Here is a 25,127-nt window from a genome sequence, read left to right on the forward strand (position 1 = left end):
GAATGCCGGCTCTTGCCGGCGGGGTTGCCTGAATAACGGTCTCACCCGGTCGTGCGTTCCAAGTCCGGCCGGGCCGCGCTCACCCGGTCCTTTCCCAAGTCCTCCCACGCTATAATTCGTCGGCTGCGTCCTCGGCGCGTGCGCCCTCCGCGCGCAACCAGGAGCGCGCGGCCTGGGCGGGCGCCGACAGACGGCGGCCACGCCGCGTGATCAGGAAATGAGCGGCATCCATCACATGGTCGCCATCGGCAAAGACCGGGACCAGACGACGGGCCGCCAGCGCCGGTCCGGCCAGGCTGCGCCGGGCGAGCACGACACCGGCGCCCGCTTCGGCAAGGCTGAGAGCGATCAGACCGTCCTGGGCCTTCAGGGCGGGCGCCGGATCGAGGCCATAGGCACCGCGCCGGGCAAGCCAGGCGCGCCAATCGACGTCGAGGCCCGCCTCCTCGATCCGCGGCACGTTCGAAAGGGCCTCGACCTCACCGATGCGCGCTGCCAGTTCCGGCGTCGCCATGGGGGCGAGGATTTCACGGGCCAGCAACTGGCTCTCATAGCCGGCCGGGGCAGCCGCCGCGAAGGCGATGGCGAGCTCTGCACCCCGTTCGAAGACTGCCTCCGGCGGGCCGGTGATCACCGAGACCTTACGCAGGCCCTCCTCGCGCGTCGCCAGGCGCGGAGCCAGCCACGCCGCCGCGAAATCGGCCGGCGCGCCGATGACCAGCTCCACCTCGCCGGACGCTTCGCGCATGGCGCTGGAGGCTTCGCCCATCAGCTCGAACGCGCGGCCTAGCCGGTCGATTCCCGCCGCGCCGCGCTCGGTCAGGCGCACGCCCCGCCCTTCGCGCACAAAAAGCGGCGCGCCGATCAGTGCTTCGAGCTGGCGGACCTGCTGGCCGATGGCGGCCGGGGTGACGTTCAATTCCTCGGCGGCGGCCACGAAGCTGCCGCGCCGGGCGGCCGCCTCGAAGGCGCGAAGAGCGTTGAGCGGGGGCAAGGCGGACATGACCGCTCCTTCTAGTGCAAAGTTTTTCTTTCTTCAGAGGCTAGATAAGGTCATTTGAGAAAAGAATCCATGTGGGCCATCTCCAAGCTTCAGTCTGGAGGAGGTTCGCCATGGACCAGTTCATGCCCGCCATTGCCCTGAAGGGTGCGCGCGTCGTCGTCATCGGCGAGGGCGAAGCCGCGGAAAACAAGCTGCGCCTGTTCCGCACATCTCCCTGCGCGCTGGTCTGGTACACGCTGGACCGCGAGGCGCCCGCGCCCGCCGACCTGAAGTCCGACACCGAGATCGTCTCCGGTCCCGTGCCGGAGACGGCGTTCGACCGAGCGCGCCTGGTGTTCATCGCGATTGAGGACGAGGCGGTCGCCCGTCCGCTCGCGGACGCGGCACGCCGCGCGGGAGCGCTGGTCAACGTCGTCGACAACATTGCGCTGTGCGACTTCTACACCCCGGCCCTGATCGATCGCGGCGCGGTCACCATCGCGCTGTCGACCGGCGGCGCGGCACCGATCCTGGTGCGCGACATCCGCTCGGCGATGGAAAGCGTCATTCCCAAAGGCGTCGGCCTGCTGGCATCGGCCGGGCGTTCGCTGCGCGGTGCCGTCAAGCAGGTGGCGCCCGGCGTGGACGACCGCCGCCGCTTCTGGGAATTCGCCCTGCGCGGCCCTGCGGCGCGCGTCGCCGATGACGGGGACGAAGCCGGCACACGCCGCGCCCTCATCGAGGCGCTGGATCGGTTCCGCGACGGCGAGGCGCAGGCCGAAGGCATCGTTCACCTGGTCGGTGCCGGACCGGGAGACCCCGAACTTCTGACGGTGCGGGCAACGCGCCTGATCCGCGATGCCGACGTCATCGTCCACGACCGCCTAGTCTCCTCCGAGATCATCGACCGCGCCCGGCGCGATGCGCTGCGCATCGATGTCGGCAAGACGCGCGGCCAGCATCCCGTGCCGCAGGAAAAGATCATCGAATTGCTGATCGAACATGCCAGTCAGGGCAAGCGCGTCGTGCGCCTGAAAGGCGGCGACAGCTTCATATTCGGTCGCGGCGGCGAGGAAGTCGAAGCCGTGCGCGCGGCCGGGATCAAGGTCGAGGTCACGCCCGGCATCTCGGCGGCGCTCGCCTGCGCCGCGTCGACCCAGATCCCGCTCACCCATCGCGACGACGCCCAGGCGGTGACCTTCGTGACCGGACAGCCCAAGGCGGGCGGCCCCGAGCTCGACTACGCAGCCCTGGCCGCCGCCACGCACACAGTGGTGATTTATATGGGTGTGAGAACGGCTGCGGCGACCGCGCAGCGCCTCATCGAGGCCGGGCGCGACGCGGCGACCCCGGTGGCGATCATCGAGAACGGATCGCGCCCGGACGAGCGCAGCTTCATCGCGACACTCGCCACGCTGGCCGAGACGGTGGAGCGCGCTCGCCTGACCGGGCCTGCCATCATCGTGATCGGCGACGTGGTGCGCCGGGCGCCCGAACAGGTTCCGGCGCTGGCCCGCGAACTGAAGGAAAGGCAAGCGGCATGAAAGCCATCACTGCAAACCGCCTGACCGACGGGCGTGTCGTCTACCGACGCGCCGACGCAGGCTGGACGCCCGATCTGAAAGCGGCGGAAGTCTTCTCCGACGACGATAGCGCCCAGCCGGCGCTGGACGGCGCGCTGCGCGACATCCTCACCGTGGTCGGCCCCTATCTCATCGACGTGGTCGATGCCGAGCCGGCCGGGCGCGCGCGCGTGCGCGAAGCCATCCGCCTCACCGGCCCGAGCGCCGGCACGACCCGATCCGCAGAAAGCGCATAGAATCCCATGTACCGTTACGACGAGATCGATGCAGACCTGGTCAAGCAGCGTACCGACGAGTTTCGCGAGCAGGTCGAGGCGCGTCTGTCCGGCCAGCTGAGCGAGGACGCGTTCAAGCCGCTGCGCCTGATGAATGGTGTGTACCTGCAGCTGCACGCCTACATGCTGCGCGTGGCCATTCCGTACGGGGTGCTGTCCAGCGACCAGCTGCGCATGCTCGCCCATATCGCGCGCACCTATGATCGCGGCTACGGCCATTTCACCACGCGCCAGAACATCCAGTATAACTGGCCGGCCCTGGTCGATATTCCCGAAATCCTGGACCAGCTGGCCACGGTCGAGATGCACGCCATCCAGACATCGGGCAATTGCATCCGCAACACGACGACGGACCCGTTCGCCGGGGCGAGCGCGGATGAGGTGGCCGATCCGCGCCCGTGGTGCGAGCTGATCCGGCAATGGTCCACCTTCCATCCCGAGTTTTCCTTCCTGCCGCGCAAGTTCAAGATCGCGGTAACCGGCAGCGAGGCCGACCGGGCCGCCATCGGCGTGCACGATATCGGCCTGCGGCTGGTTCGCGACGAGGCGGGCGCGCTGGGCTTTGCCGTCTATGCCGGCGGCGGTCAGGGCCGCACGCCGCGCATCGCCGCCAAGCTGCGCGACTTCCTGCCCTGGCGCGACCTGCTCGCCTACCTGACCGCCATCCTGCGCGTCTACAATCTCGCCGGCCGGCGGGACAATCTGTACAAGGCGCGCATCAAGATCCTCGTGGAGTCGATGGGCGCGGAGGCGTTCACCCGCGATGTCGAGGCCGAGTTCGAGACGCTGAAGGGCGGCGAGCTGGCCGTGCCCCATGAAGAGGTGGAGCGCATCTCGGCCTTCTTCGCCCCGGTCAGGCCGGGCACAGGCGCAGCAGCACAAGTGATCGATCCCCATTATCGCCGCTGGAAGAGCGTGAACGTGAAGCCGCACCAGGTGGCCGATCGCGCCATCGTGGTCATCAGCCTGAAGCCCGTCGGCGGCACGCCGGGCGACGCCACCGACCAGCAGATGGAGGCCGTGGCCGACATTGCCGAGCGCTACGGCCTGTCGGAAATCCGTGTGACCAAGGAGCAGAATCTGGTTCTGCCCCATATCGATGCTGCCGCCCTGCCGACAGTGTTCGAGGCCTTGAAGGATGCGGGTCTGGCCACGGCCAACGCCGGGCTTGCCGGCGATATCGTGTCCTGCCCGGGGCTTGATTACTGCAACCTGGCCAATGCGCGCTCCATCCCGATCGCGCAGGAGATTTCGCGAGCGATCGAGGCCTCCGGCCTCGAGGAAGCCGCCGGGGAGGTCTCGATCAAGATCTCCGGCTGCATCAATGCGTGCGGCCATCACCATGTCGCCAATATCGGCCTTCTCGGCGTCGATAAGAAGGGCGAGGAAGTCTACCAGCTCACGCTGGGCGGCGTGGCCGACGGCGAGGCGGCCATCGGCGAGATCGCCGGGCGCGCCCTGTCAGCCGACGATGCGGTCAAGGGTGTGATCGCGAGCCTTCGCGCCTACGTCACCCATCGCGAGGCGGGCGAGAGTTTCGTGGCCACGCTCAAACGCACCGGGCTCGAACCGTTCAAGGAGTCGATCTATGACCATTAACGTGGCGCTGAAACCGAGCGATCTCGACACCGCCGAGCGCGTCGAGATCGATACCGCGACGAGCCCGGACGAGGCTCTGGAAGCGGTCACCGGCCAGGACGCGGTCGATATCCGCTTTGCCTCCTTCAAGGACGGGCGGGGGTTTTCGCTGGCCGCAGTGTTGCGCGCGCGCGGCTATGCCGGGCAGCTTCGCGCCGTGGGCGACCTCCTGCCCGACCAGATCGACCATCTGACACGGTCCGGCTTCGACGCGGTGACCCCGGACAAGGCCGACGACCCGCGCTGGCAGCGAACCGGCTTCTCCCACGCCTACCAGCCGGATGCGGCCGGCGCCGCGCCGGCCTACCGCCAGCGGACCTTCGCCGCGCGCAAGGCCAAGGTGGATGCGCTGAACCAGCGCTATCGCGACGCCTCGCCGGACGAGATCCTGGCTGCCGCGCAGGCCGAGTTTCGCGGCCGCATCGCCATGCTCTCCTCGTTCGGGACGGAGTCTGCGGCCGGGCTGGCGCTTCTGGCGCGCAGCGCACCGGATACCCCGGTCCTCTTCCTCGACACCAAGCGCCACTTTGCCCAGACGCTGAGCTATCGCGACGCGCTGATCGAGACGCTGGGCCTGAAACAGGTGAAAATCCTGGAGCCCGACCCGGCGGACGAGTCAAAGCTGGACGCCGACAACCGGCTCTACCAGCGCGACTCCCTGGCGTGCTGCGACATCCGCAAGGTCAAACCGCTGGCGCGCGGGCTGAACGGGTATGACGTGCTGATCACCGGGCGCAAACGCTATCATGGCGGCGACCGGACGCGCCTGGATCCGTTCGAGTTCGACGGCGAGCGCATCAAGGTGAACCCGTTTGCCTCGCTCAGCGAACAGGCCTTCGCGGCGCTGTTCCGCTCGCTGGACCTGCCCGCGCATCCGCTGGTGGCGCAGGGCTATCCTTCGGTCGGCTGCTGGCCCTGCACGGCCCCGGCCGAAGGAAACAGCACACGCGATGGTCGCTGGGCTGGATCGGACCGTACAGAATGCGGCATCTTCGATTCCGCGCGCACGACCCGCGCGCGTCAGGCCAGCTATCGTTTGATATGAACCGCCCCATTCTCGACCTGATCGGCAACACCCCGCTCATCCGTCTCGACGGCCCGTCGCGCGCGACCGGTTGCGAGATCCTGGGCAAGGCCGAATTCTTAAATCCGGGCGGTTCGGTCAAGGACCGCACCGCACTGGGCATCGTGCGCGATGCCGAGGCGCGCGGCCTGATCGCGAAGGGCGGGACGTTCGTGGAAGGCACGGCCGGCAATACCGGCATCGGCCTGGCGACGGTCGCCGGCGCGCTGGGATACAAGAGCCTGATCGTGATGCCGCGCACCCAGAGCCCGGCGAAGAAGGATGCGCTTCTGGCCGCAGGCGCGCAGGTGATCGAGGTCGATCCCGCGCCATTCTCCTCCGAACATCATTTCGTGCACATCTCGCGGCGCCTGGCCGGAGAGCTGAACACGACGCGAGGTGCCGCCTACTGGGCCAACCAGTTCGACAATCCGGCCAACAAGGCGTTTCACGCCGGCACGACGGGGGTGGAAATCTGGGAGCAGACCGGCGGGCGGATTGACGGCTTCATCGCCTCGGCCGGCACGGGCGGATCGCTGGCCGGCGTGGCCCAGGCGCTCCGGACCCGCAAGCCGGACGTGGCGATCGCGCTCGCCGACCCCGCCGGCGGGGCGCTTTACAGCTATTTCACTGAAGGCGAGCTGAAAAGCGAGGGTTCGTCGATCACCGAGGGCATCGGGGTCGGGCGCCTGACCGGCCAGCTCACAGACCTCGCTGTCGATCACGCCTACCGCATCCAGGACGAGGACTTCCTGCCCATCCTGTTCGACCTCGTCGCCACCGAGGGCCTGTCGCTCGGCGGCTCGGCCGGTGTGAACATTGCCGGGGCCATGCGCCTGGCGCGCGATCTCGGGCCGGGAAAAACCATCGTCACCCTTCTCTGCGACGCCGGGGCGCGCTATGCGAACCGGATCTACAACGCCGACTATCTGGCCGCCCGCAACCTGCCGGTTCCGCCCTGGAGCCAGGCGCATGCGGGCCTGTCCACCGCCGTCTGAAAAAAGAGATACTCCCCATGACCGACACCGCTCTGCGCCAGGACGGCGCGCCATTGCCCCATATCGAAGAAAAAGGCGCCTTCTTCGAGGTGGAAGTGCTCGAGGTCCAGCACTACACCGAGACCCTGTTCTCCTTCCGGACCGCCCGGCCGCAGAGCTTCCGCTTCCGCGCCGGCGAGTTCGTGATGATCGGTCTGGAGGGCGAGAAAAAGCCCGTCCTGAGGGCCTATTCCATCGCCAGCCCGACCTGGGACGAGGCGCTGGAATTCTACTCGATCAAGGTTCCCGACGGCGCGCTCACCTCGCGCCTGCGCAACATCGCGCCGGGCGACCGGATCCTCCTGGGCAAGAAGCCGACCGGCACGCTGGTCAGCGAGGCGCTGCGCCCAGGCCGGCGGCTCTACCTGTTCTCCACCGGGACCGGCGCCGCGCCGTTTGCCAGCCTGATCCGCGAGCCGGACATCTATGAGCGGTTCGACGAGGTCATCCTCACCCATACCTGCCGCACCCTGGCCGAGCTCGCCTATACCGAGCAGCTGGTCGAGACGGTCAGGCAGGACCCGCTGGTGGGCGAGTTCGCGAACGGCAAGCTGGTCTATTTCAACTCGGTCACGCGTGAAGAGGGCCCGCGCATGGGCCGGATCACCGACCTGATCGACACCGGAAAGCTGTTCGAGATGCTGTCGCGCGAGCCGCTCGACCCGTCGCGCGACCGCGCCATGGTCTGTGGCTCGTTCGAGATGCTGAACGATCTCAAGCACCTGCTCGAAGCGCGCGGCTTCGAGGAAGGTTCGAACGCGCGTCCCGGCGATTTCGTGGTCGAGAAGGCCTTCTCCGGCGAAGGTATCTGATCGGACGAAGGCGGCGCCTAGCGCGGGCTGGGCGCCACCGGGCTGCCGGTCCGGCAGGTCCGCAAACCCAGCACGGGCTGCACGATTTCCGCACCCGACGGTTGCTCGACGCGCAGCAAGGCGCGTTCGATGCGCGTGCCCGACCGGGTCCGCTCCCCGATCGTTCCGGTGACGGAGAATACCAGATTGTGCGAGGGTGCCGGATAGAGCCGCTCGAAGCTGTCGCCCACGATCATGTCGACGGTCTGGGCGACCACACCGAGCTCGATGATCTCGCCGTCATGGACCAGCTTCACGGCGCGCCGGGACTCGTTCTCGTACACGATGAAGCGGTGGGGGCTGGCGCTGGTCCAGAAGAACAGGCCGCACTCACCGTCCGGCAGGCTCTGCGGCGGCAACGCATCGATGCGGCCGCTTTCCTGACTCGCTGCGCGAACCGGTGCCTGTGGCGCAGGGACCGCGGTCGCGCATCCTGCCAGAACCAGGCCGGCCAACACGATCACACTCGGTCTCATCGATAGCTCCCTTCGCCTTCGGCGCGCCAGACCTGTCCGGTCTCCTCGAAACCTAACGCAATCAGCAGGGCAACAATATCGCTATTCCCGGTCGACGCCTCGCTGACCCAGCGATACCCCTCCGCGGTCACGCGCACCGATCCGGTGACCGTCAGCGCCTCGCTCTGGCCGTCATAGCCAAGGGCCACGGCCTCCCCCGCACAGCTCAGCGTTCCGGCAAGCTCGGGCAGGTCCGCGTCATGGCGCTGGCCGAGCCGGGACAGAAGCGGCGTCGTGACGTCGCCGGACGCCTCGTCGCAGATCCCATCGCGCCACACGATGCGATCAAGCTCAGCATACAGACGTTCTGTCTGCGGCACCGGCAGGGCCCGCAGCCCGGGAACCCGGCGCGCTTCGAAGGCGATGCGGCCATCGCGAAACTCGACGCGTCCGGGGCTGGCGACCAGCGTCCCGCGCGCCGAGGCGGTCTCGTCCTCAAGGGCGATCTGCGCCCGCGCCCGCCCGGTCAGGAGAGGCCAGAAGGCAAGTTGCAGGCGTCCAGTGGCAAAGCGCTGACCTCCGGCCTGGATCCGGTAGAGCCGCGCGTCCCAGACACTGCCGGTTACCAGATCTGCCGTCACACCGGCCGGACGCAGCAGCAGGTCCGCGGCGAGCTTGGCCGGCATAGCCGCGATCGCCGCGGCGAGCAGGCTGACCAGGCCGATGAGAAGCAGGGCGGTCCGGCTCATGCCCCGCCCCGCCCGAGCACGAGTTGCGCGCGCACAAGCCCGGACGCCTCGCGGTCCAGACTGACCCGGCTCGCATGCACGTTGTCGCGGTCGGCGAGCGCCACCAGAAGCGCCATCAGCTGGGCTTCGGGCGCCTGCTCGGCCCAGACGCTGAGCTGGCCGTTCTCCAGGGGCTGGACCCGCGTGATGGTGATCCCCGCCTCCCGCGCCCGGTTGGCGACCAGCGTGCGCAGCGGCTGGTCCTGGCCTTGTTGGGTGGCATTGGCCGTCTGAAGGCCGCGATAGCGTTCGATACCGGCAATGACGGCCATATGATCCTCGACCTGGGCCTCGAAGCCGGCGCGCATGGCATTGCGGTAGGAGAGCGCGGGCGATACCAGCGCGAACCAAACCAGCGCCGCGAGTATCAGGCCGGCACATACCGCCAGCAACACCTGTTCGCGCGGCGTCTGGCGGGTCCAGAGCCCGCGGAGAGCCGTGATCGGCATATCCATCTTCATGAGCGCCTCACCAGGAAATCGCTTGTCACGCCCTCATCGCCCTGGCGGGCGCCGCCTTCCTCGATGACGAGGCCGCGGGTCTGGGCAGCGGCGCGAAAGGTCTCGAAATCCGAGAAATCGGGATAGGTCGCGGTGACAGACAGACCGCCGCGTTCCGACGTATAGCGAAGCGACTGAATGGCCACGGTATCGACTTCCTCCATGACCGCGGCCAGTCCGGCGGCCAGATCGAGGAAGGCGCTCTGGTCCGGCCCGCCGCCGGCCGCCCGCAGCCGTACGCGCAGCTGGGCCGCCGGATCGGTCGCGCGCTCGTCGAACTCGGCCGAGTAGACCGACCGGGCAGCCTGATAATAGGTGTCGGCACGCTGGCCATAATAGATTCCTTCGCCGAGCAGAAGCACGACGCCGAGCAGGATCGCGGTTCCGGCCAGCAGCGCCGGACGCACCCACGGACCCAGCATCGCCTTCCAGTCCAGCGCGCTGACCAGGCCGGTTCCAAAGAAGGCCGGCAAACCGGCCAGCACCGCCTCGCCGGCACGGCTCGCTTCCTCGCGCAGGTCCGGGGCCGGCTGACGCTTCAGCGCCACCCCCGTGCCGTCAGGGGCGATGATGCCGGGATCGATATCGGGAGAGATCAGCATCCGGCGCGGCTCCATACGCTGGCCGAGCGCCGGCAGCACGATTTCGGCGAGGCCGGCATCGATGCCGCCGCAGATCGGATCGGTCTCGGCCACCCGGGCCGCATCGCCTTCCAGTGTCGCGCGGCGCATCAGATCGCCTGCCCGGGTCTGGAAGAGGATCACGCCATCGACCGCAGCGAGCGTCAGGTCGCCCCCGTGCCCGTTCAGAAGCATGGCGTCCGGCAGGGCGTAGACCGGCTTCAGGCCGAGCCCGGACAGATAATCGCGCCAGCTCGACTGGATATGTTTCGAGGTGGCGAAGAGCCAGGCTTCGCCGGTTTCGTTTCGCGCCCCGATAGCCACATGCTGGGTGTCGAGCGGGGCCGCCAGGTCCTCCTCGATCAGAAAGGGAGCAGCCTGCGCCGCTTCGCGGTCGCTGCGGCCGGGAATTGCGAGATACCGGACGAAAACGTCCTGGGCCGGCATCAGGGCGATCACGCGCTGCACGGGGAGACCCTGTGGAATCTCCGCGGCGGCACCGGGAAGGACCCAGCCCTCGGCCTGGACATCGCCGACCTCGCCGACCAGCGCCCACGGAGCCCGGATGTCCGCACCGCCGCCGCCCGGCGGCAAAGAGAGGACCAGAATGCTCATTGTACCGCTCCAAACCGCTGGGCATGCCTGCGCAAGCGCCCGTCCTGTGTCAGCTCGACCCGCTCGCTCAGAGAGAACGCCGTCTCGCCCAGTTCGACCTCGACCTCGATATCGAACCATTGCGTGCGCACAGTGACCGCGTCCCGCAGCGCCAGATCGGGCTCAAGCGCCGCGATCAGCGGGTGATCGAAGAGCTCTGTCGCTGCCTCATAGCCTGTTGGCGGGCGTTGCAAAAGGACCGCTTCGGCATCGCCGACACTCAGGCCGCCGCCAAAGAGCGCGCTCAGCAGCACCGCCTGATCGGGCTGCAGCGTATTGACGTTCAGCGGCGGCTGGGTGCGCTCGTCGCGGACACACAGATAGGGCGAGATACGCGCATACAGCCCCGGCGTGACCACGGGAAGAACCCGCAATTCTTCAAGCTCGACCATGGGCTGGTTGGCGGCGCGCAGCGGCGGCTCGAATCCGAGATAGGTCTGGTCTTCTGCGCCGCCCGCCTCCTGAAACGTGTTGGCGTCGATCCAGTCGATGATCTGGGCCTTGAGCGGTTCGATCCGGTCCGGCGCGACGCCGAGCCGGTCGAGCAGGGCTGAAAACATGAGCTGGGTCGACCGCATGTCCAGACCCCGGCCCGGCGCTTCGGGGGCAGCGCCCGCATTGCCGGCCAGCGCATTGACGTTGAGACAGTTATTGCCGTCGCGCACATGGCCCCGCAGCTGACCGCCTTCGATGGCAAACTGGCGCGGGCCGGTGAGCCAAGGCTCCTGCGGCCGCATGACGAGCCGGTCGGCCGAGCCGGAGCGAAGCAGGATGCTCTCCGAAAAATCGCGCGCGCCCATCGCGTACCAGTAGGCCTGGTCGCGCCGGTCCATGTTCGCCGTCCGGAACAAGGCAAATCGCGTCTGGTCGATCAGCGACACGGCGATGACGGCCATGAACGCCGTCATCAGGATGGCGGTCAGGAGCGCAGTGCCCTCCTCGCGCCGGTCGGCGAATTTGCGCACGAGCCAGTGTCTCATGGCACCAGCTCCGGCACCGGGGTCAGCACGACATGCTCGATCTCGCCCAGACCTTGCAAGGTATATCGCACGCGCACCGCACGCGGCATGGCCGGCCGGGTCTCTCCGTCCGTCACCGCGAGAATATCGGCGCGCCAGGCTGTTCCCACCAGGAATTCCAGGCGCAGGTCGGCCGCCTCCTCGATCACCGTCAGGGTAACCGGCTCGTTGCCACGCGCCGTATCGGGATAGGTCCAGGCCTGGCGCTTCAGCGTGGTCCCGTCATAGAGCCAGGCCACGCGCTGGAGCGAAGATCGCGGGGCCGCGCCGCCCGGATTGGCCCAGCCGCGGCGCGTCAGCACAAGAATTTCGCGTTCCTCGCCGGCCCGTGCAGGTTCGAACGGATCGGCCCCTTCGACATTGCCGGCAAGAGCCCGGCCGTCCGACACCCCCTCCTCGCCGCGATAGGCGCGCAGCACGAGCTGGCCCACATCGTCGCGGAGAAGCGTACGCGCCCGCTGGACCTGCGCGATACGGTCGAGCTGGGTCTCGTAGGTCTGCTCGCTGCGCAGCGCTGCGGTCAGCATGGCGAGCGAAATGGCGCTGATCATCGCGAAGATCATCACCGCAACCAGGACTTCGGTCAGCGTGAACCCGGCTTCGCGGCCGCGCGGAGCATGCATGGCCGTCATGACGGGCTCCGCGAGAAGCTGACGATCTCGGACAGCGGGCCGTGCCGGTCGGAGACGAGCAACGTCACCCGGCGCAGGGCCGGATCGGCGGTGTCCTCCACGTCGATTTCGTAGTCGTAGACAATACCGGCCAATTCATACTCGCCCGACGCATCGACCAGGCCGCGCGTGGGCGAAGCCTCCAGGATCGCCGTGTTCAGGATATTCTCGGCCGCAATCGCACCCAGCGCGCGTTCGCGCGTCTGCACCGCGCTGCGTCCGGCCGAGGTCACCGCGCTCATAAGAGCCAGGCCCGACATCGACAGGATGGCCAGCGCCGCCAGCATCTCGACCAGGGAAAATCCGTCCGCGCGCCGCATCATGATGGGGCTCCGCCGGACTCGATGCGCAAAGCCCCCTCACCGGTCCGCACCACGCGCACATCCCGGCGCGCATCCTGCAGCAGGATCGTGAAGGGCATGTCGAGCCCGGTCGGGTCGAACCACAGGCGCGGGGCCGGGTCGTCGTCGGCCTCGCCGCGGCCCGCGTCACTGCGCGCGGCGGGACCGTCCAGGGTGATGCGCACGCTGTCGGCGAGGCTGCGCGGCGCGAGCGCCGGGTGATCGGGCAGGTCCTGCCAGCGCCCGCCGCGATAGGTCACGAAGCGATAGCCGCCCGCATCGGGGTCGGGCGCGAAGCCGACCAGCGTCCCGGTGACCAATGCCGTTTCCCGGGCCTCGAGGAAGCGTGCCAGCAGGCGTTCGGCCTCCAGCTCGACCGGCGCGGGACGCCCGGTCACGCTCAGCGTGACCGCGCTGGCCATCATGGCGATGATGGCGACGACCACCATCATCTCGACCAGCGAGACGCCCGCTTCTCCCGATCGGTCCAAACCGCGCATCATTCCACTCAAGGGCGCAGGGCGCGCCTACAGCTCCCAGTTTCCGATATCGGCGTTGTCGCCCTCACCGCCCGGACGTCCGTCCGCGCCGAGCGAATACACATCGAAGCGGCCGTGCTCTCCGGGCGAGAGATACTGGTAGGCATTGCCCCAGGGGTCGTCGGGCAGGCGCTGGATGAAACCCTCTTCGGCATAACGTGCCGAGACGCGGTCGTCCTCCGGCGGATTAACCAGCGCCTCCAGCCCTTCGTCCGTAGACGGATAACGGCCATAGGTCGCGTAGAAGGTCGTCAGCGATCCCTCCAGCGTCGCCAGGTCGGCGCGCACCTTGTCCTCGCGCGCACCGCCCAGTAGCGGCAGCACGTTGACCACGACGATGGTGGACAACAGCCCGATGATGACGATCACGACCATCATCTCGGTCAGGGTCACGCCGCGCTCGCTCTTGCGTTTGCGGGTCAGCAGCTTGCGAAGGCTCATCGCGAGCTCTCCTTGAGGTTGGGGCCGGGCGGTCAGCCGCCCATGGCCAGGGTATTGAGACGCAGGATGGGCAGAAGGATGGAGAGGACGATCCCGGCCACCAGCCCGCCCATCACGATGATGATACCAGGCTCCAGCAGCGACAGCCCCGCACCGACCGCACTGTCCACTTCGGCCTCGAGATGCTCGGCGCCGCGCGCGAACATGTCCGCGATCCGGCCCGAGCGTTCGCCGGACGCCACCATGTAGACGACAAGCGGCGGGAACCAGCCGGTCGTGCGCAAGGCGTCGGAGAGGCCCCTTCCCTGCTCGACCTGCTCGATGACGCCGGCCAGCAGGGACTGGAATCGCGTGTTCGCGCTGGCCCGGCGCGCGGCGCGCAAGGCATCGGGCAGCACCGCGCCAGAGGCGATCAGGATGGACATGGTGCGGGCAAAGCGCGCGCTTTCGATCTTGCGCACGAAACCGCCGAGGCCGGGCACGCGCAGGATCGTGCGATCGAGCGCCGCTTTCACTGCGGGCCGCCTCAGCAGGACCGACGCAGCCAGCCCGGCCGCGGCAATTCCCACGAGCAGCCACAGCCAGGCCGCCTGCAGGAATTGGGACAGGGCGATCATGATCCGGGTAATCAGCGGCAGGGTCACATCGAGGCTGGTGAACTGCTCGGCGATGCGCGGCACGATGAAGACCATGAGCACGCCCACCACCAGGATGGCGAGCACGCCCAGCACCCCAGGATAGATCAGGGCGACGCCGACCCGGCGCTTGAGCGCCTCGGACTTTTCCAGATATTCGGCCAGGCGTTCGAGCACGGCGCCCAGCCCGCCCGAGCTCTCTCCGGCCGAGACCATGGCCCGGTAGACCGTCGGGAAGCTTTCCGGGTGTTCGGCCATGGCGTCGGACAGGCGCTCGCCCTCGGTCACCCGTCCGCGAACCGTCATCAGGGTACGGCGCACACGTGTCGTCTCGGCCTGGTCGGCCACCAGACCGACGGCCTCCTCGATCGGCATGCCGGCATCGATCAGCGTGGACAGCTGGCGCGTGATGCTCATCAGGTCGGCAGTCTTCAGCCCGGCCGGACTGCCGAGACGGGGCAGGCTCAGCCCGGAAGTCTCGCGCCGTTCGCCTGCGCGCGCGAGCTTGAGCGGGGCCAGGCGGCGCCGGCGCAATTCGCGGCGCGCGGCGAGCTCTGAATCTGCGGAGAGCAACCCCTTGGTGCGCTTTCCCGCGGGGTCGAGCGCTTCGTATTCAAACGCCGGCATGTCGCTCGCCCTCGTCGCGGCAGACGCGCAGCACCTCGGCCAGGCTCGTCTCGCCCTCGCGCGCCAGCTTCAGCCCCGCCGCGTACAACGTGTCGCGGCCCTTGAAGGCATGGCGGGCCAGATCGCCCTCGCGCGCATCGTCGTGGATCAGCGTGCGCAAGCCCTCATCGACCACGGCGACTTCGTACACGCCGCGCCGGCCGGCATAGCCGAGATCCTTGCAATGCTCGCACCCGGCCGGACGCCACAGGGTGACCGCCTCGTCCGGGCCGGCACCCAGAAGCTCCAGCTCGGCCTGGTCGGCCTGGTAGGGTTGCTTGCAGCTCGGGCAGAGCCGGCGCACCAGGCGCTGGGCCACGATGGCCGAGAGGGTGGAGGCGAGAAGATAGCTCTCCACGCCCATGTCACGCAGGCGCGCTATGGCCGCGACAGCCGAATTGGTGTGCACGGTCGACAGAACCAGGTGTCCGGTCAGCGAGGCCTGGACCGCGATCTCCGCGGTTTCCCGGTCGCGAATCTCGCCCACCATGACCACGTCGGGATCCTGGCGCAGGATCGCGCGCAGGCCGGCTGCGAACGTCATGCCGACCTTGGTGTTGACCTGGGTCTGGCCGATGCCCGGCACCGCGTATTCGACCGGATCTTCCACCGTGAGGATATTGCGGGTCTGGTCGTTGAGGCCGTTGAGCCCGGCATACAGCGTCGTGGTCTTGCCCGCGCCGGTCGGGCCGGTGACCAGCACGATCCCGTTCGGCTGGGAGAGTGCGCGGGTCAGGTCGGCCAGCGCGCCGGGCTCCATGCCCAGCTGGTCGAGCGAAAAGCGCGCGCTCTCCTTGTCGAGAAGACGCAGCACCACGCGCTCGCCATAGCGCGACGGCAGGGTGGAGACACGTACATCAATGCCCTTGCCGCCCAGCGACAGGGTCAGGCGTCCGTCCTGGGGGATGCGCTTCTCGGCAATGTCGAGACGCGACATCACCTTGATGCGGCTGACCAGCGGCGGTGCGACGCGCGGCGACAGGGAGACCGTCTCCTGCAGCACACCGTCGACGCGGAAGCGGACCGAGACGCGATCCTCGAACGGCTCGACATGGATATCGGACGCGGACAGGCGGACGGCCTCCGCGATCAGACCGTTGATCAGGCGGATGATCGGCGCATCCGAGGCGCTGTCCAGCAAGTCCTCGGTCTTCGGAATCTCGTCGATCAGGCGCGACAGGCTCTGGGCGCCGACCTCGTCATCGGCTTCCTCGTTCAGGCCCGCGGCCAGACCGTCGAAGGAATACAGCTCCGACAAGGCGCGGTCGAACGCCTTGGCATCGCAGCGCTCGACGGCGAACGCGCGGCCCGCCGCGCGGCGGGCCTCGACCAGAGCCATCGGATCGGCATCCGCGCGAAGCAGGAAGACGGGGCTCTCCCCGGTGCAAAGCGCCACACCGCGTTCGCGCGCGAAACTGTAGGCGATCGGTGTCCGGGCGGTCATTGCGGTCCTTCAGCCGGCTGGGCCGGAAGCGGGCGATCAAACGGGTCCTGGCCGTCCAGCATCATGTCCACGATCTGGTCCAGGCTCGACCCATTGCCCCGCGTGGCGGCGTTCTGCGCCGCGGTCATCGTGGTGTAGTTCTGCCGGGTCACACCGCGCATGTCCTGCGCCGACCGGATGATCTGTGGGCGGATGAACACCATCAGATTGCGGCGCTGCTGGCTCTGGCTTTCATACCGGAACAGCCGGCCGAGCGCCGGGATATCGCCCAGGAAAGGCACGGATTCGTCGCGATACTGGTCGTCATTCTCGATCAACCCGCCCAGCACGATGATCTCGCCATCGTCGGCCAGCACCGTGGTCTGGATTTCGCGCTGATTGGTGATCAGTTCGCTGAAACCGGCACTGACCGGACCGGCGATGGAAGAGACTTCCTGGCGGATGGTCAGGCGGATCGTGTCGCCCTCATTGATCTGCGGGGTCACGTCGAGCTGGACGCCGACGTCCTGGCGCTCGATCGTGCGGAACGGATTGGTGTTGTTGGAGCCCAGCGCTTCGCCGGTCGTGATCGGGATTTCCTGACCGACCAGAATGGAGGCTTCCTCGTTGTCGAGCACCATGACGGACGGTTTGGACAGCACGTTGGAGTCGGTGTCGGTCTCCAGCGCATTCAGGATCAGGCCGAACAACGTGCCGTCGTCGGTCTGGCCGCCGATCCCGATGAGCCCGCCCGAACTGCCCAGAAGCGAGGCAATGGCCGCCTGACGCAGCGAGACGGGATTGGCCGTATCGTCGTCATCGGACGAGTCCACACCGGCCAGCGCTCCGGTCAGGGCCAAGAGGTCGACCTGGTTGTCGCCAAAGCGCGAATAGGAGAAGGGCACCGCATCGTCCCCGTCCCCAGCCAGGATGTACTGCACCCCGAGATCGCGCGCCGCCCCGTCGGAAATCTCCACGATGATCGCCTCGATCATCACTTGCGGGCGACGGATGTCGAGCTGGCGGATGACGAGATCGAGTTCGCGCAGGACCTCCGGATCGCCGTTGACGATGATCGCATTGGTCGCGCGGTGAAAGGCGATGGACGTACCCGAGCGGGCCGCGCCTGCACCCTCGGCGCCGGCCGCCGGATCGATGGCGCGCGCGAACTGTTCCAGGATCGGCAGCAGCGTCTCGCCATCGGCATGATTGAGATAGATGACGCGAAAGGTCTGGCTCGACTGGCTGACCGCGTCGACACGCCGGGCCAACGAGATCATCTGGGCGACCGAGTCCGGAGATCCACGCAGCAGGATGGAATTGGACGCCGGCACGGCAGCGATGTTCACCGACGCGCTGCGCGAGTCCTCGCCGGTCACCAGGCTTTCGCGCATCCGGTCGAGAATGCGGGACATTTCATCGGCCGACACGTTATCGAGCGTGACCATCTCCACCACGGACGTATCGCGGTCCATCGCCACGAGCACGTCCTCGATGGCGCTGACATTCGATCCGTAATCGACGATCACGACCAGATTGCCCGCTTCGGACGCGTTCACCGCGCCGCTGGGGCTGACGAGCGGACCGACGCTGCGGATCGCCTCGCGCGCGCTGACATTTTCAAGGCGCACGACCGAGGTCAGGAAAATGTCGCCCTCGCGCTCGCCGCCCGCTCGCGGGCCGGCCCGCGGGCCGTCGGCTTCAGGCACGATCTGGAAGACACCCGGGGCGGTGCGCACCGCCGCGAAGCCGTGTGTGCGCAGCGTCGCGAGGAAAACCTGGAAAACCTCGGCTTCTGTCAGGGGGCTCTGCGAGGTGATGGTCACCGTGCCGCGAACGTCTGGATCGACAATAAAGGTGTAGCCGGTGACGATGGAGACGTCGTCGATGAAGGCCTGGATATCCGCATTGCGGAAATTCAGCGTGTGTTCCTGGGCATGAGCCTGGAACGGCGCCGCGGCGGGAAGCGGGCCGAGCACCATCGCGGCGGCGAGGGCGAGTGCGGCGCACGCGCGGGCAGAAAACAAGCCTGTCATCTTACAAATCCACTTCGATTGTACGCGCGTCACCGTCGCGAAGAAGAGTAAAGCGGGCACGCCCGCCCTGGCCAAGCCGCGCCAGGGCATCCAGCGCATCGGCAGGGCCTGAAAGCGGCCGGCCATTGATGGCGGTGATCAGATCGCCGGCCTCAAGGCCGGCCCGTTCGAGAAGGCGCGGCTCGCTGTCGGCGAGCACGCGGTAACCGGAGCCGTCCTCGGCCGGGCGGAGACGGAGTCCGCGTGTCCAGTCCTCGCGCGTCAGCGGCTCGGGCGGCGGCGTTGCCGTGCTGGTGACGGCCTCGGGCGCCTCGCTGGCGCGCAGGAGAGAGGTTCGCCGCGCGCGCTCTTCGCGCAGGTAGAGACTCTCTCGTACGCCGCGGCGATTGATGATCACGCGGTCGGGATAAATCGCTTCGAGGGTCACGCCGGGCGCAATCTCGGCATTGACCGGCAAGGTGCGCTGACCTTCGCCGGGCGCCTCGATGATGGCGGCGCCCGACTGGGCGTCGCCGCCCCGGCGAACCCCGTGAAGCGTCAGGTCCAGCTGGGTCTCGGGGGCATCCTCTACGGCCGCGGCGGCTGGCCCCGCTGACCCGGCAAAGAGGCGCCCTTCGGTGAGCACTGTCAGGTCGGCGGTCTCCTCGCGCGCGGACGCGGTTTGAGGAATGAGCGACGGATCGAGATCGAACCGGTCGATTTCCGCGCCATAGGCGACGAACCAGATCGCCCGCGCCAGGATCAACGCGATCAGCGCGGCCAGCGCAGCCTCCGCCACGGCGCGCGCGATCGCGACGGCCCGGCCGTTGCGGGTCGCCGCCCTGGCGGGCCATGGGGTGCGAAGAACTGGGCTCATGGGAGGTTACTCGGCTCTGACCGGGTTTGCGTCAAGAAATTCGTGTGCCGGATTTCGTGTGCCGGAATTTGTCTGTCTGAGTACGGGCAAGGCGGGCCTCCGTTGAAGAAGGCCCGCCTGCTCGCATGACGTCATGTCTCGTGAGACCGGACTTAGAAGGTCCGCGAGACCGAGATCGAGAAGGTGCTTCCGAGCTCGTAGCTGTCGACAACGACCGAGCTGCTGCCGGCCGACTGCGTGGCGACATAGTCTTCGCCCAGCAGGTTGCGGACCGCGAAGCGGACATCGAACGTGTTGCCGTCCGCCAGGTCGAACGCCCGGCTGTGTACCAGATCGAGCAGGATCGGCGGCTCTTCGATCACGGCCGGCAAGCCGACCGAGACGTTGGCCAGGGCCCGGCTGCGCTCGCCGGTATAGTTGAGCAGAAGCGCGGTACGCGTCTGGGCGTTGGCGTCCTCCCAACCGACCTGGATGTTGGCCAGATGCTCGGACTGACCCTGAAGCGGGTCGCCGTCCGCGATGAAGCCGCGAGCCGGGCCCACTGAAGGCTGCGGCTCGGCACCCGAGCTCGGCTGGGCCGTGATCACCGTATCGGTGTCGCTCGCCGTCATTTCCGAGCTGATGTAGGTGTAGTTCGACTTGAAGAAGAACTCGGCATTATCCCAGAACTCGCCATCGAAGCGGTCGGAGAAATCGAAGCGCTTCTCGAATTCGATCTCGAAACCGGTCAGCGAGGCTTCCGGCGCGTTGATGAACGACGTCGAGAGCGATTCCCCGTCCGGCAGGATGTATTCCACGATCGGGTTTTCGATCTTCTTGTGGAACATGCCGACCGTGAAGAACTGGTCGCGGCCGAAATACCATTCGAACCGGGCGTCGAAGTTCTGAAGCTCCGAGTTCACCAGGTACGGGTTGCCGCGGAAACGTTCGTCGATGTCCGGATCGAAGAACTCGGTGAAGCCGAGTTCGCGGAACTGCGGACGCACGATGGTTTCCGAGTAGCCGAAGCGCAGCTGCATGTTCTCGGCAAACGTCCAGGTCAGCGTCGCCGCTGGCAGGACGTAATCTTCCGAGATGAAGCCTTCATTGTCGCCGACATCGGTCGGGTCCTCGGCCGGGAAGCCGAACGTGTCCAGCGTCTGTTCGCCGTCTTCGAAGCGGACGCCGACAGCGGCCCGCAGGAAGTCGGTGAGCTGGGCATCGGTGCCCGCGTAGAAGGATTCCACTTCCAGTTCGCCGCGATAGGCTTCCGGGGTCAGGATCCCGCCCGTCTCCTGAAGGCGGAAGCGGGTGTCGAGGATGTTCTGATCCGCGAAGATGTAGTCGATGCGGCTGCCGCGCAGATCCTGCGGGATCGTGCCGGTGAAGCGGAACTCGCGGTTGAACGCCGTACGCTCGCGCTCGAGATGGCCGTAGCCGGCAGACCAGGTCCACTCATTGCCGAGCATCATCACCGGAAGGGCGAAGTCGACGCCGTACTCGTCCGTGGTTTCGTCCACGCGCGAGAAGGAGATCGTGTTGCCGTCCCCGGAGTTGCGCAGAAGGAATTCTTCGTTGAAGGGCGCAAAATCGAGCAGACCGTAATTGTCGCCGACGGCTTCGAGCTGGGCGGTCGTGCCGTTCCACTCATAGTCCGCATTGCGCTGGTTCGGCGCATTGCGCGACGCGTCCGCGGTGGACCAGCGCCAGTCGACGTCCAGACCCTGGCCGATTTCGAACGTGTGATCGCCCGACAGCTGGTAGGTGTAGACCTGACGCTCGTACCAGGCCGTCCGGTCGCGGCGCGACAGGGCGTCGAGGTCGGCGTCAATGCCCAGAAGCCGGTTGGCTTCCTTCTCGGTCGAGCGCAGCACGAGGGCCAGCGCCTGCACCGAGTGATTGCCCGCTTCCACGCCGACATTGAGCATGCCGTTGGACTCGATCGTGTTCGTCGTCGCCGTGCGCTCATAGTCCTGGCTCAGCGAGAGCGTGTCGCCGGTCACGCGCGCCTTGGCGCGGCGGCCGATGCGCGTTTCCCAGCTATTGTCGTAACCGGCCGAGGCCAGCACGCCGACGGAGAAGCCGTCGAAATCGTAGCGGTCGCCCATGGTGATCTCGCCACCAAGGTCGGCCGGGATCAGATCGTCGCGCTGCAGGAGCCACAGGCTGGAGTTTTCCAGCGACCGGCCGATTTCCGCGAGCGTGGTCGGATCCTGCTCCGACGGCCCGATTTCCGAACCGTTGAAGATGTCCTTGTACTGCTCCGGGAATTCGCGAATTCCGTCGCCGAAGCCGAGCCAGTCCTGGTCGCCGCCATCATAGGTGAGGCCATGCTCGGCCGTGGTCTGCGTGTTGGCCGCAGCGCTCACGCCGATCTCGATGAAACCTTCCTGCGGCAGGGCCGAGGTCTCGATCTCGACGACGCCGCCACCAAACTCGCCCGGGAATTGCGGGGAGTAGGTTTTCTGGACGGTGATGTTGCTGATCAGGCTGGTCGGAAACAGATCCAGCGGCACGGCGCGGCGGAATGGTTCCGGGCTCGCCAGCGGCGAGCCGTTGATCAGGGTGTTGGAGTAGCGCTCGTTCAGACCGCGGACCACGACGAAACGGCCGTCGGAGATCGACAGGCCGGTGACACGGCCCAGCGCCGAGGCGATATCGGAGTCCCCGGTGATCTGGATGTCGGCAGCGTCCACGACGCTGGAGACTTCCGAGGTCACGCGCTTTTCATCGGGCACGTACTGGTAGCGCACGGTGATGACGTCGTCCGGCTGCGAAGAGCCTTGAGCGGCGTCTTGCGCCCAGGCGGCACTGACAGGGACCATCGAGGTCGTTGCCAGCAGGGCCGCCGAGAGCGCGATGCGGTTCGCTTTCATGATATTCCCCAAATAATTTGCATCGCTAACGCGAGAGCGTGGGTCCGGCCTGAGGCTCAGGCCGGACCCGGCGCGCCCTTACTGCTGCTGGAGCGTCCAGCCCTGGTACCAGGTGTCGGCAGCGTTCTCGACGGCGCCGATATAGGTCACGCTGTCGAAGAAGGCGTCGACGGTGGACGGGTCGATCGCGGTGACGCCCGCTTCCGGACCGGCCGGGGCCGGCACCACACCGCTGGCATTGTTGGCCGACATGTCGGTGATGAAGGAGAAGCCTTCCAGCGACGTCGTCCCGGTCACGTTATTGGCACCGGCCGCGAAGAGGGCGGACGGTTGCGTGGCGGCCGGGTCGCCGGATTCGTCTTCGAAGTTGGTCGGGCAATCGAAGAAGGTGCTCTCCAGGCCCAGGTTGCCGGCGGCAGCCTGGTTGAAGGTCGCCGACTGGTCGATGTCCAGGCAGGCGTCGTTGAAGTCGACGACGATGCCGTTCATCAGGCGGCCCGCGGTACCTTCGCGCAGCAGCATGCCGTAGTCGGAGGACGAGGAGGCCCGCTGACCGATCAGGGTGAAGTTCGAGATGGTCGGGTTGGAACGCGGCAGGGCGTCGTTCGCATCGCCATTATTGTCGAACTCGAAGGCCTGGTCGGCGTCGTCGACGGCGTGCTGGACGATCACGTACTGGACCTTGCCCGTCCAGCCATCGGTGTAGTCCATGGAGTCGTCGGCATTGCCGGTCAGCACGATGTGCTTGGCGTTGACCGTACCGCCGAAGAATTCCACGCCGTCATCGGAGTTGTTGTGGACCTGGATGAAGTTCACGTCCGTGCCCGAACCGACGCCCTGGAAGGCGATGCCGTTCAGCTCGTCGGTGTTGTTGACGCGGAAACCGGCATACTGGACGCGGGTGTAGGACAGCGAACCGGAGTCGTCGTCAGCGGTCGCGCCGCCGAACAGGCCGGACGAACCTTCGCCCGATTTCTCGCAATTCACCGAGCCGCCGGTGGCCGTGCCGTCGATGCAGGCGTTGATCGGCGCGCGGCCGTTGATGACCAGGCCGCCCCACTCGCCGCGAGCGGTGAGCGGGTTGGGCTGGGTGCCTTCGATGTCGGCGCGCGAGGTCATCACGACCGGACGGTTGGCAGTGCCGTTCGAGTTGAGCGACGAGCCGCGGGTCACGACGAGATAGTCGCCGCCCGACGAACCGAACAGGGTCGCACCCGGCTCGATCGTGAGGTTGACTTCACGCGCATTGGCGGTCGGGCTGGCCGGATCGGCACCCGCATCGCGGCCCACGAAGACCGCGCCGACAAGCTCATAGGCAAAGCCGCCGGTCAGCGTGGTGTCGTCGAGCAGCGTCCCGGTCAGGCGGCAGACTTCCTGGCCGTTGATGAGTTCGCCGGTCGCCGTGGTGTTGGTCGGGCAATCGGGATCTGCGAACAGGCCGAATGTCCAGCCGGCGGCCCAGCTTGAGGACGGGCTTTCCGACGGGGAGAAGGCGCCGATGTAGTCGGCGGCGGTGAAGAAGGAGCCCAGCGTGGTCGGATCGACCGGCGTGACCGCCAGCTCGGCCGGCCCGGGGAAGTAGGTGTCGGCGAGCGTGTTGGTCGTCGCGACGTTGTTCGGGTCTTTCGCGAAGAAGGCGGACGGCGTGTTGGCCGCCGGGTCGCCGGCTTCGTCACCGAAGTTGGTCGGGCAGTCGAACAGGGTCGATTGCAGCGAGAGATTGCCCGCGGCAGCCTGATCGAAGGTGGCGGCCTGGTCGATGTCCAGGCAGGTCTCGTTGAAGTCGACGACGATGCCGTTGGCCAGCGTACCCGCCGTGCCTTCGCGCAGCAGCATGCCGGCGTCGGACGCCGAGGAAGCGCGCTGGCCGATCAGGGTGAAGTTGGAGATGGTCGGGTTCGAACGCGGCAGGGCGTCGTTGTCGTCGCCGTTATTGTCGAACTCGAAGCCCTGGTCGGAATCGTCCGGGGCGTGAACGACGAGCGCGAACTGGACATTGCCCGTCCAGCCGTCGGTGTAGTCGAGCGAGTCGTCGCCAATGCCGGTCAGCACGACGTTGCGCAGGTTGGTCGCACCGCCGAACATCTCGATGCCGTCGTCGGTATTGTTGTGAACCTGAATAAATTCGGCCGTGGTGCCCGAACCGGTGCCCTGGAAGGCGATGCCGTTCAGCTCGTCGGTGTTGTTGACGCGGAAGCCGGCATATTTGACCTGCACGTAGCTCAGCGTGCCCGAGCTGTCGGCGGGGTCGCCGCCGCCGAACAGGCCGGACGAACCTTCACCCGACTTCTGGCAGTCGGCGGTGCCGCCGGCGGCCGTGCCGTCGATGCAGGCGTTGATCGGCGCGCGGCCGTTCAGGACGAGACCGCCCCATTCGCCGCGGACGCCGGAGAAGAACTCGCGCGGCGTGCCGAGGCGCTGTTCGACAATGTCCTGCGCCGAGGTCATGACGACCGGGTTGGTCGCGGTGCCTTGCGCGTCGATCGAGGAGCCGCGCGGCACGACGATGTAGTCGCCGCCCGACTGACCCATGACCGTGGCGCCCGGCTCGAGCGTCAGGGTCGGGCCGTTATTGCCGCCCGTGGCGCCTGCGTCGGAGCCAACGAAAACGGCGCCGGAGAGGAAGACGGTCGCATTGGCCGGGACGGTGACGTCGCTGGTCAGGTTACCGGTCAGACGGCACGCCGTGACGTCGGCAGAGCCGCCGCTGAAGGAGACCGCTTCGGTCGACGACGTGGTGCCGCTCGGGCAGCCGGCCGACGGGATGAGGTTCAGCGTCTGGGCGCCGCCGCCACCGCCGCCGCCAGTCGGGGGCGGGGGAACTTGGTTTTCTTCGCCCGGCGAGTTGACGGACGAACCGGAACACGCGGCAAGAACGGCGCAAGACGCACCAATAAGCAGGAATTGCGCGAAAGACTTCGTTGGCATCGGGATCCCCCAAAAGACGCGGTGGCTCAGAACAAGCGAACACGGCAGCCGGTTTTGGACCCGACTGCAGCTAGGGGGCGAAACAACAGGAAGATCACGACAGCCACATCGCAGATCGGTGACAGAGTCGTGACACGGAGGGGGTCGGGAGCGATTTCACCTTTCCGTGGCATCGCCGCCACAGACGCCGGGGGATGAGTTCCTTGGTTGGATTCAACTCGATGGCGCCATCCCGGACCAGCTGGCCGGATGACGATCGCCCGGCGGGGAT

General features: G+C 67.4%; 22 protein-coding genes. 6 read left to right on the top strand and 16 right to left on the bottom strand.

The features are described 5' to 3' along the window. Positions 1-109: 109 nt before the first annotated feature. Positions 110-1,003, bottom strand: a complete 894-nt coding sequence (locus tag E5162_RS08485; RefSeq protein WP_135944805.1) for a LysR family transcriptional regulator — start codon at positions 1,001-1,003, stop codon at positions 110-112. 110 nt (positions 1,004-1,113) lie between these two features. On the opposite strand from E5162_RS08485, the gene cysG reads away from it, so the two are divergent. From cysG to E5162_RS08515, 6 genes are read left to right on the top strand one after another with little or no spacing between them, the layout of a single operon-like run. Then, positions 1,114-2,526: a siroheme synthase CysG gene (cysG, locus tag E5162_RS08490; RefSeq protein WP_135944806.1), complete on the top strand. Its 1,413-nt coding sequence runs from the start codon at positions 1,114-1,116 to the stop codon at positions 2,524-2,526. Further along, positions 2,523-2,801 (top strand): DUF2849 domain-containing protein, encoded by a 279-nt coding sequence (locus E5162_RS08495; RefSeq protein WP_135944807.1) that lies wholly within the window; start codon positions 2,523-2,525, stop codon positions 2,799-2,801. Before cysG ends, E5162_RS08495 begins: the two co-directional genes overlap by 4 nt. A gap of 6 nt (positions 2,802-2,807) precedes the next feature. Then, entirely contained in the window at positions 2,808-4,439 is a 1,632-nt protein-coding gene (locus tag E5162_RS08500) for a nitrite/sulfite reductase (RefSeq protein WP_135944808.1), read from the top strand. After that, positions 4,429-5,523, top strand: a complete 1,095-nt coding sequence (locus E5162_RS08505; protein ID WP_135944809.1) for a phosphoadenylyl-sulfate reductase — start codon at positions 4,429-4,431, stop codon at positions 5,521-5,523. Before E5162_RS08500 ends, E5162_RS08505 begins: the two co-directional genes overlap by 11 nt. Then, positions 5,520-6,539: a cysteine synthase A gene (locus tag E5162_RS08510; protein ID WP_135944810.1), complete on the top strand. Its 1,020-nt coding sequence runs from the start codon at positions 5,520-5,522 to the stop codon at positions 6,537-6,539. Before E5162_RS08505 ends, E5162_RS08510 begins: the two co-directional genes overlap by 4 nt. 17 nt (positions 6,540-6,556) lie before the next feature. Continuing rightward, on the top strand, positions 6,557-7,390 hold the full coding sequence (locus tag E5162_RS08515) for a ferredoxin--NADP reductase (RefSeq protein ID WP_135944811.1): 834 nt from the start codon (positions 6,557-6,559) through the stop codon (positions 7,388-7,390). 17 nt (positions 7,391-7,407) lie between these two features. Here the strand turns inward: E5162_RS08515 and E5162_RS08520 are convergent, their stop codons facing one another. The 15 genes from E5162_RS08520 to E5162_RS08590 form a co-directional block, all read right to left on the bottom strand. After that, on the bottom strand, positions 7,408-7,905 hold the full coding sequence (locus E5162_RS08520) for a hypothetical protein (protein ID WP_135944812.1): 498 nt from the start codon (positions 7,903-7,905) through the stop codon (positions 7,408-7,410). Beyond that, the gene (gspN, locus tag E5162_RS08525) at positions 7,902-8,633 is read right to left on the bottom strand and encodes a type II secretion system protein N (RefSeq protein ID WP_135944813.1); all 732 of its coding nucleotides are present in this window, start codon (positions 8,631-8,633) and stop codon (positions 7,902-7,904) included. Before gspN ends, E5162_RS08520 begins: the two co-directional genes overlap by 4 nt. Next, complete coding sequence (gene gspM, locus E5162_RS08530) at positions 8,630-9,133, bottom strand: type II secretion system protein GspM (protein WP_135944814.1); 504 nt, start codon at positions 9,131-9,133, stop codon at positions 8,630-8,632. Before gspM ends, gspN begins: the two co-directional genes overlap by 4 nt. Then, positions 9,130-10,407 carry a type II secretion system protein GspL gene (gspL, locus tag E5162_RS08535; RefSeq protein WP_158291248.1) on the bottom strand — a complete coding sequence of 426 codons (1,278 nt, stop codon included), beginning with the start codon at positions 10,405-10,407 and terminating at the stop codon, positions 9,130-9,132. The genes gspM and gspL overlap by 4 nt, the downstream gene beginning before the upstream one ends. Continuing rightward, a complete protein-coding gene (gspK, locus tag E5162_RS08540) occupies positions 10,404-11,426 on the bottom strand; it encodes a type II secretion system minor pseudopilin GspK (protein WP_135944816.1) in 1,023 nt (340 codons plus the stop codon). Before gspK ends, gspL begins: the two co-directional genes overlap by 4 nt. Further along, complete coding sequence (gspJ, locus tag E5162_RS08545) at positions 11,423-12,097, bottom strand: type II secretion system minor pseudopilin GspJ (protein ID WP_135944817.1); 675 nt, start codon at positions 12,095-12,097, stop codon at positions 11,423-11,425. Before gspJ ends, gspK begins: the two co-directional genes overlap by 4 nt. Next, positions 12,094-12,459: a type II secretion system minor pseudopilin GspI gene (gspI, locus tag E5162_RS08550; protein WP_135944818.1), complete on the bottom strand. Its 366-nt coding sequence runs from the start codon at positions 12,457-12,459 to the stop codon at positions 12,094-12,096. Before gspI ends, gspJ begins: the two co-directional genes overlap by 4 nt. After that, positions 12,456-12,968 carry a GspH/FimT family pseudopilin gene (locus E5162_RS08555; protein ID WP_158291249.1) on the bottom strand — a complete coding sequence of 171 codons (513 nt, stop codon included), beginning with the start codon at positions 12,966-12,968 and terminating at the stop codon, positions 12,456-12,458. Before E5162_RS08555 ends, gspI begins: the two co-directional genes overlap by 4 nt. A gap of 36 nt (positions 12,969-13,004) precedes the next feature. Next, positions 13,005-13,457 (bottom strand): type II secretion system major pseudopilin GspG, encoded by a 453-nt coding sequence (gene gspG / locus E5162_RS08560; RefSeq protein WP_135944820.1) that lies wholly within the window; start codon positions 13,455-13,457, stop codon positions 13,005-13,007. 32 nt (positions 13,458-13,489) lie between these two features. After that, positions 13,490-14,719 (bottom strand): type II secretion system inner membrane protein GspF, encoded by a 1,230-nt coding sequence (gene gspF, locus E5162_RS08565; protein WP_135944821.1) that lies wholly within the window; start codon positions 14,717-14,719, stop codon positions 13,490-13,492. Beyond that, positions 14,706-16,202 (bottom strand): type II secretion system ATPase GspE, encoded by a 1,497-nt coding sequence (gene gspE, locus E5162_RS08570; protein ID WP_135944822.1) that lies wholly within the window; start codon positions 16,200-16,202, stop codon positions 14,706-14,708. The genes gspF and gspE overlap by 14 nt, the downstream gene beginning before the upstream one ends. Next, entirely contained in the window at positions 16,199-18,217 is a 2,019-nt protein-coding gene (gene gspD / locus E5162_RS08575; RefSeq protein WP_135944823.1) for a type II secretion system secretin GspD, read from the bottom strand. The genes gspE and gspD overlap by 4 nt, the downstream gene beginning before the upstream one ends. Before the next feature lies 1 nt (position 18,218). Continuing rightward, positions 18,219-19,073 carry a type II secretion system protein N gene (locus E5162_RS08580; protein ID WP_135944824.1) on the bottom strand — a complete coding sequence of 285 codons (855 nt, stop codon included), beginning with the start codon at positions 19,071-19,073 and terminating at the stop codon, positions 18,219-18,221. A gap of 152 nt (positions 19,074-19,225) precedes the next feature. Next, entirely contained in the window at positions 19,226-21,928 is a 2,703-nt protein-coding gene (locus E5162_RS08585; RefSeq protein WP_135944825.1) for a TonB-dependent receptor domain-containing protein, read from the bottom strand. A 78-nt stretch (positions 21,929-22,006) separates the two neighbouring features. Further along, the gene (locus E5162_RS08590) at positions 22,007-24,856 is read right to left on the bottom strand and encodes a hypothetical protein (RefSeq protein ID WP_135944826.1); all 2,850 of its coding nucleotides are present in this window, start codon (positions 24,854-24,856) and stop codon (positions 22,007-22,009) included. Positions 24,857-25,127: the final 271 nt, after the last annotated feature.

This window comes from Marinicauda pacifica (assembly GCF_004793635.1).
Classification (GTDB): domain Bacteria; phylum Pseudomonadota; class Alphaproteobacteria; order Caulobacterales; family Maricaulaceae; genus Marinicauda; species Marinicauda pacifica.

Bases quoted from the DNA above. Each gene is read 5' to 3' on its own strand.
- E5162_RS08485 (WP_135944805.1), bottom strand. From the start codon at position 1,003: ATGTCCGCCTTGCCCCCGCTCAACGCTCTTCGCGCCTTCGAGGCGGCC.
- cysG (WP_135944806.1), top strand. From the start codon at position 1,114: ATGGACCAGTTCATGCCCGCCATTGCCCTGAAGGGTGCGCGCGTCGTC.
- E5162_RS08495 (WP_135944807.1), top strand. From the start codon at position 2,523: ATGAAAGCCATCACTGCAAACCGCCTGACCGACGGGCGTGTCGTCTAC.
- E5162_RS08500 (WP_135944808.1), top strand. From the start codon at position 2,808: ATGTACCGTTACGACGAGATCGATGCAGACCTGGTCAAGCAGCGTACC.
- E5162_RS08505 (WP_135944809.1), top strand. From the start codon at position 4,429: ATGACCATTAACGTGGCGCTGAAACCGAGCGATCTCGACACCGCCGAG.
- E5162_RS08510 (WP_135944810.1), top strand. From the start codon at position 5,520: ATGAACCGCCCCATTCTCGACCTGATCGGCAACACCCCGCTCATCCGT.
- E5162_RS08515 (WP_135944811.1), top strand. From the start codon at position 6,557: ATGACCGACACCGCTCTGCGCCAGGACGGCGCGCCATTGCCCCATATC.
- E5162_RS08520 (WP_135944812.1), bottom strand. From the start codon at position 7,905: ATGAGACCGAGTGTGATCGTGTTGGCCGGCCTGGTTCTGGCAGGATGC.
- gspN (WP_135944813.1), bottom strand. From the start codon at position 8,633: ATGAGCCGGACCGCCCTGCTTCTCATCGGCCTGGTCAGCCTGCTCGCC.
- gspM (WP_135944814.1), bottom strand. From the start codon at position 9,133: ATGAAGATGGATATGCCGATCACGGCTCTCCGCGGGCTCTGGACCCGC.
- gspL (WP_158291248.1), bottom strand. From the start codon at position 10,407: ATGAGCATTCTGGTCCTCTCTTTGCCGCCGGGCGGCGGCGGTGCGGAC.
- gspK (WP_135944816.1), bottom strand. From the start codon at position 11,426: ATGAGACACTGGCTCGTGCGCAAATTCGCCGACCGGCGCGAGGAGGGC.
- gspJ (WP_135944817.1), bottom strand. From the start codon at position 12,097: ATGACGGCCATGCATGCTCCGCGCGGCCGCGAAGCCGGGTTCACGCTG.
- gspI (WP_135944818.1), bottom strand. From the start codon at position 12,459: ATGATGCGGCGCGCGGACGGATTTTCCCTGGTCGAGATGCTGGCGGCG.
- gspG (WP_135944820.1), bottom strand. From the start codon at position 13,457: ATGAGCCTTCGCAAGCTGCTGACCCGCAAACGCAAGAGCGAGCGCGGC.
- gspF (WP_135944821.1), bottom strand. From the start codon at position 14,719: ATGCCGGCGTTTGAATACGAAGCGCTCGACCCCGCGGGAAAGCGCACC.
- gspE (WP_135944822.1), bottom strand. From the start codon at position 16,202: ATGACCGCCCGGACACCGATCGCCTACAGTTTCGCGCGCGAACGCGGT.
- gspD (WP_135944823.1), bottom strand. From the start codon at position 18,217: ATGACAGGCTTGTTTTCTGCCCGCGCGTGCGCCGCACTCGCCCTCGCC.
- E5162_RS08580 (WP_135944824.1), bottom strand. From the start codon at position 19,073: ATGAGCCCAGTTCTTCGCACCCCATGGCCCGCCAGGGCGGCGACCCGC.
- E5162_RS08585 (WP_135944825.1), bottom strand. From the start codon at position 21,928: ATGAAAGCGAACCGCATCGCGCTCTCGGCGGCCCTGCTGGCAACGACC.
- E5162_RS08590 (WP_135944826.1), bottom strand. From the start codon at position 24,856: ATGCCAACGAAGTCTTTCGCGCAATTCCTGCTTATTGGTGCGTCTTGC.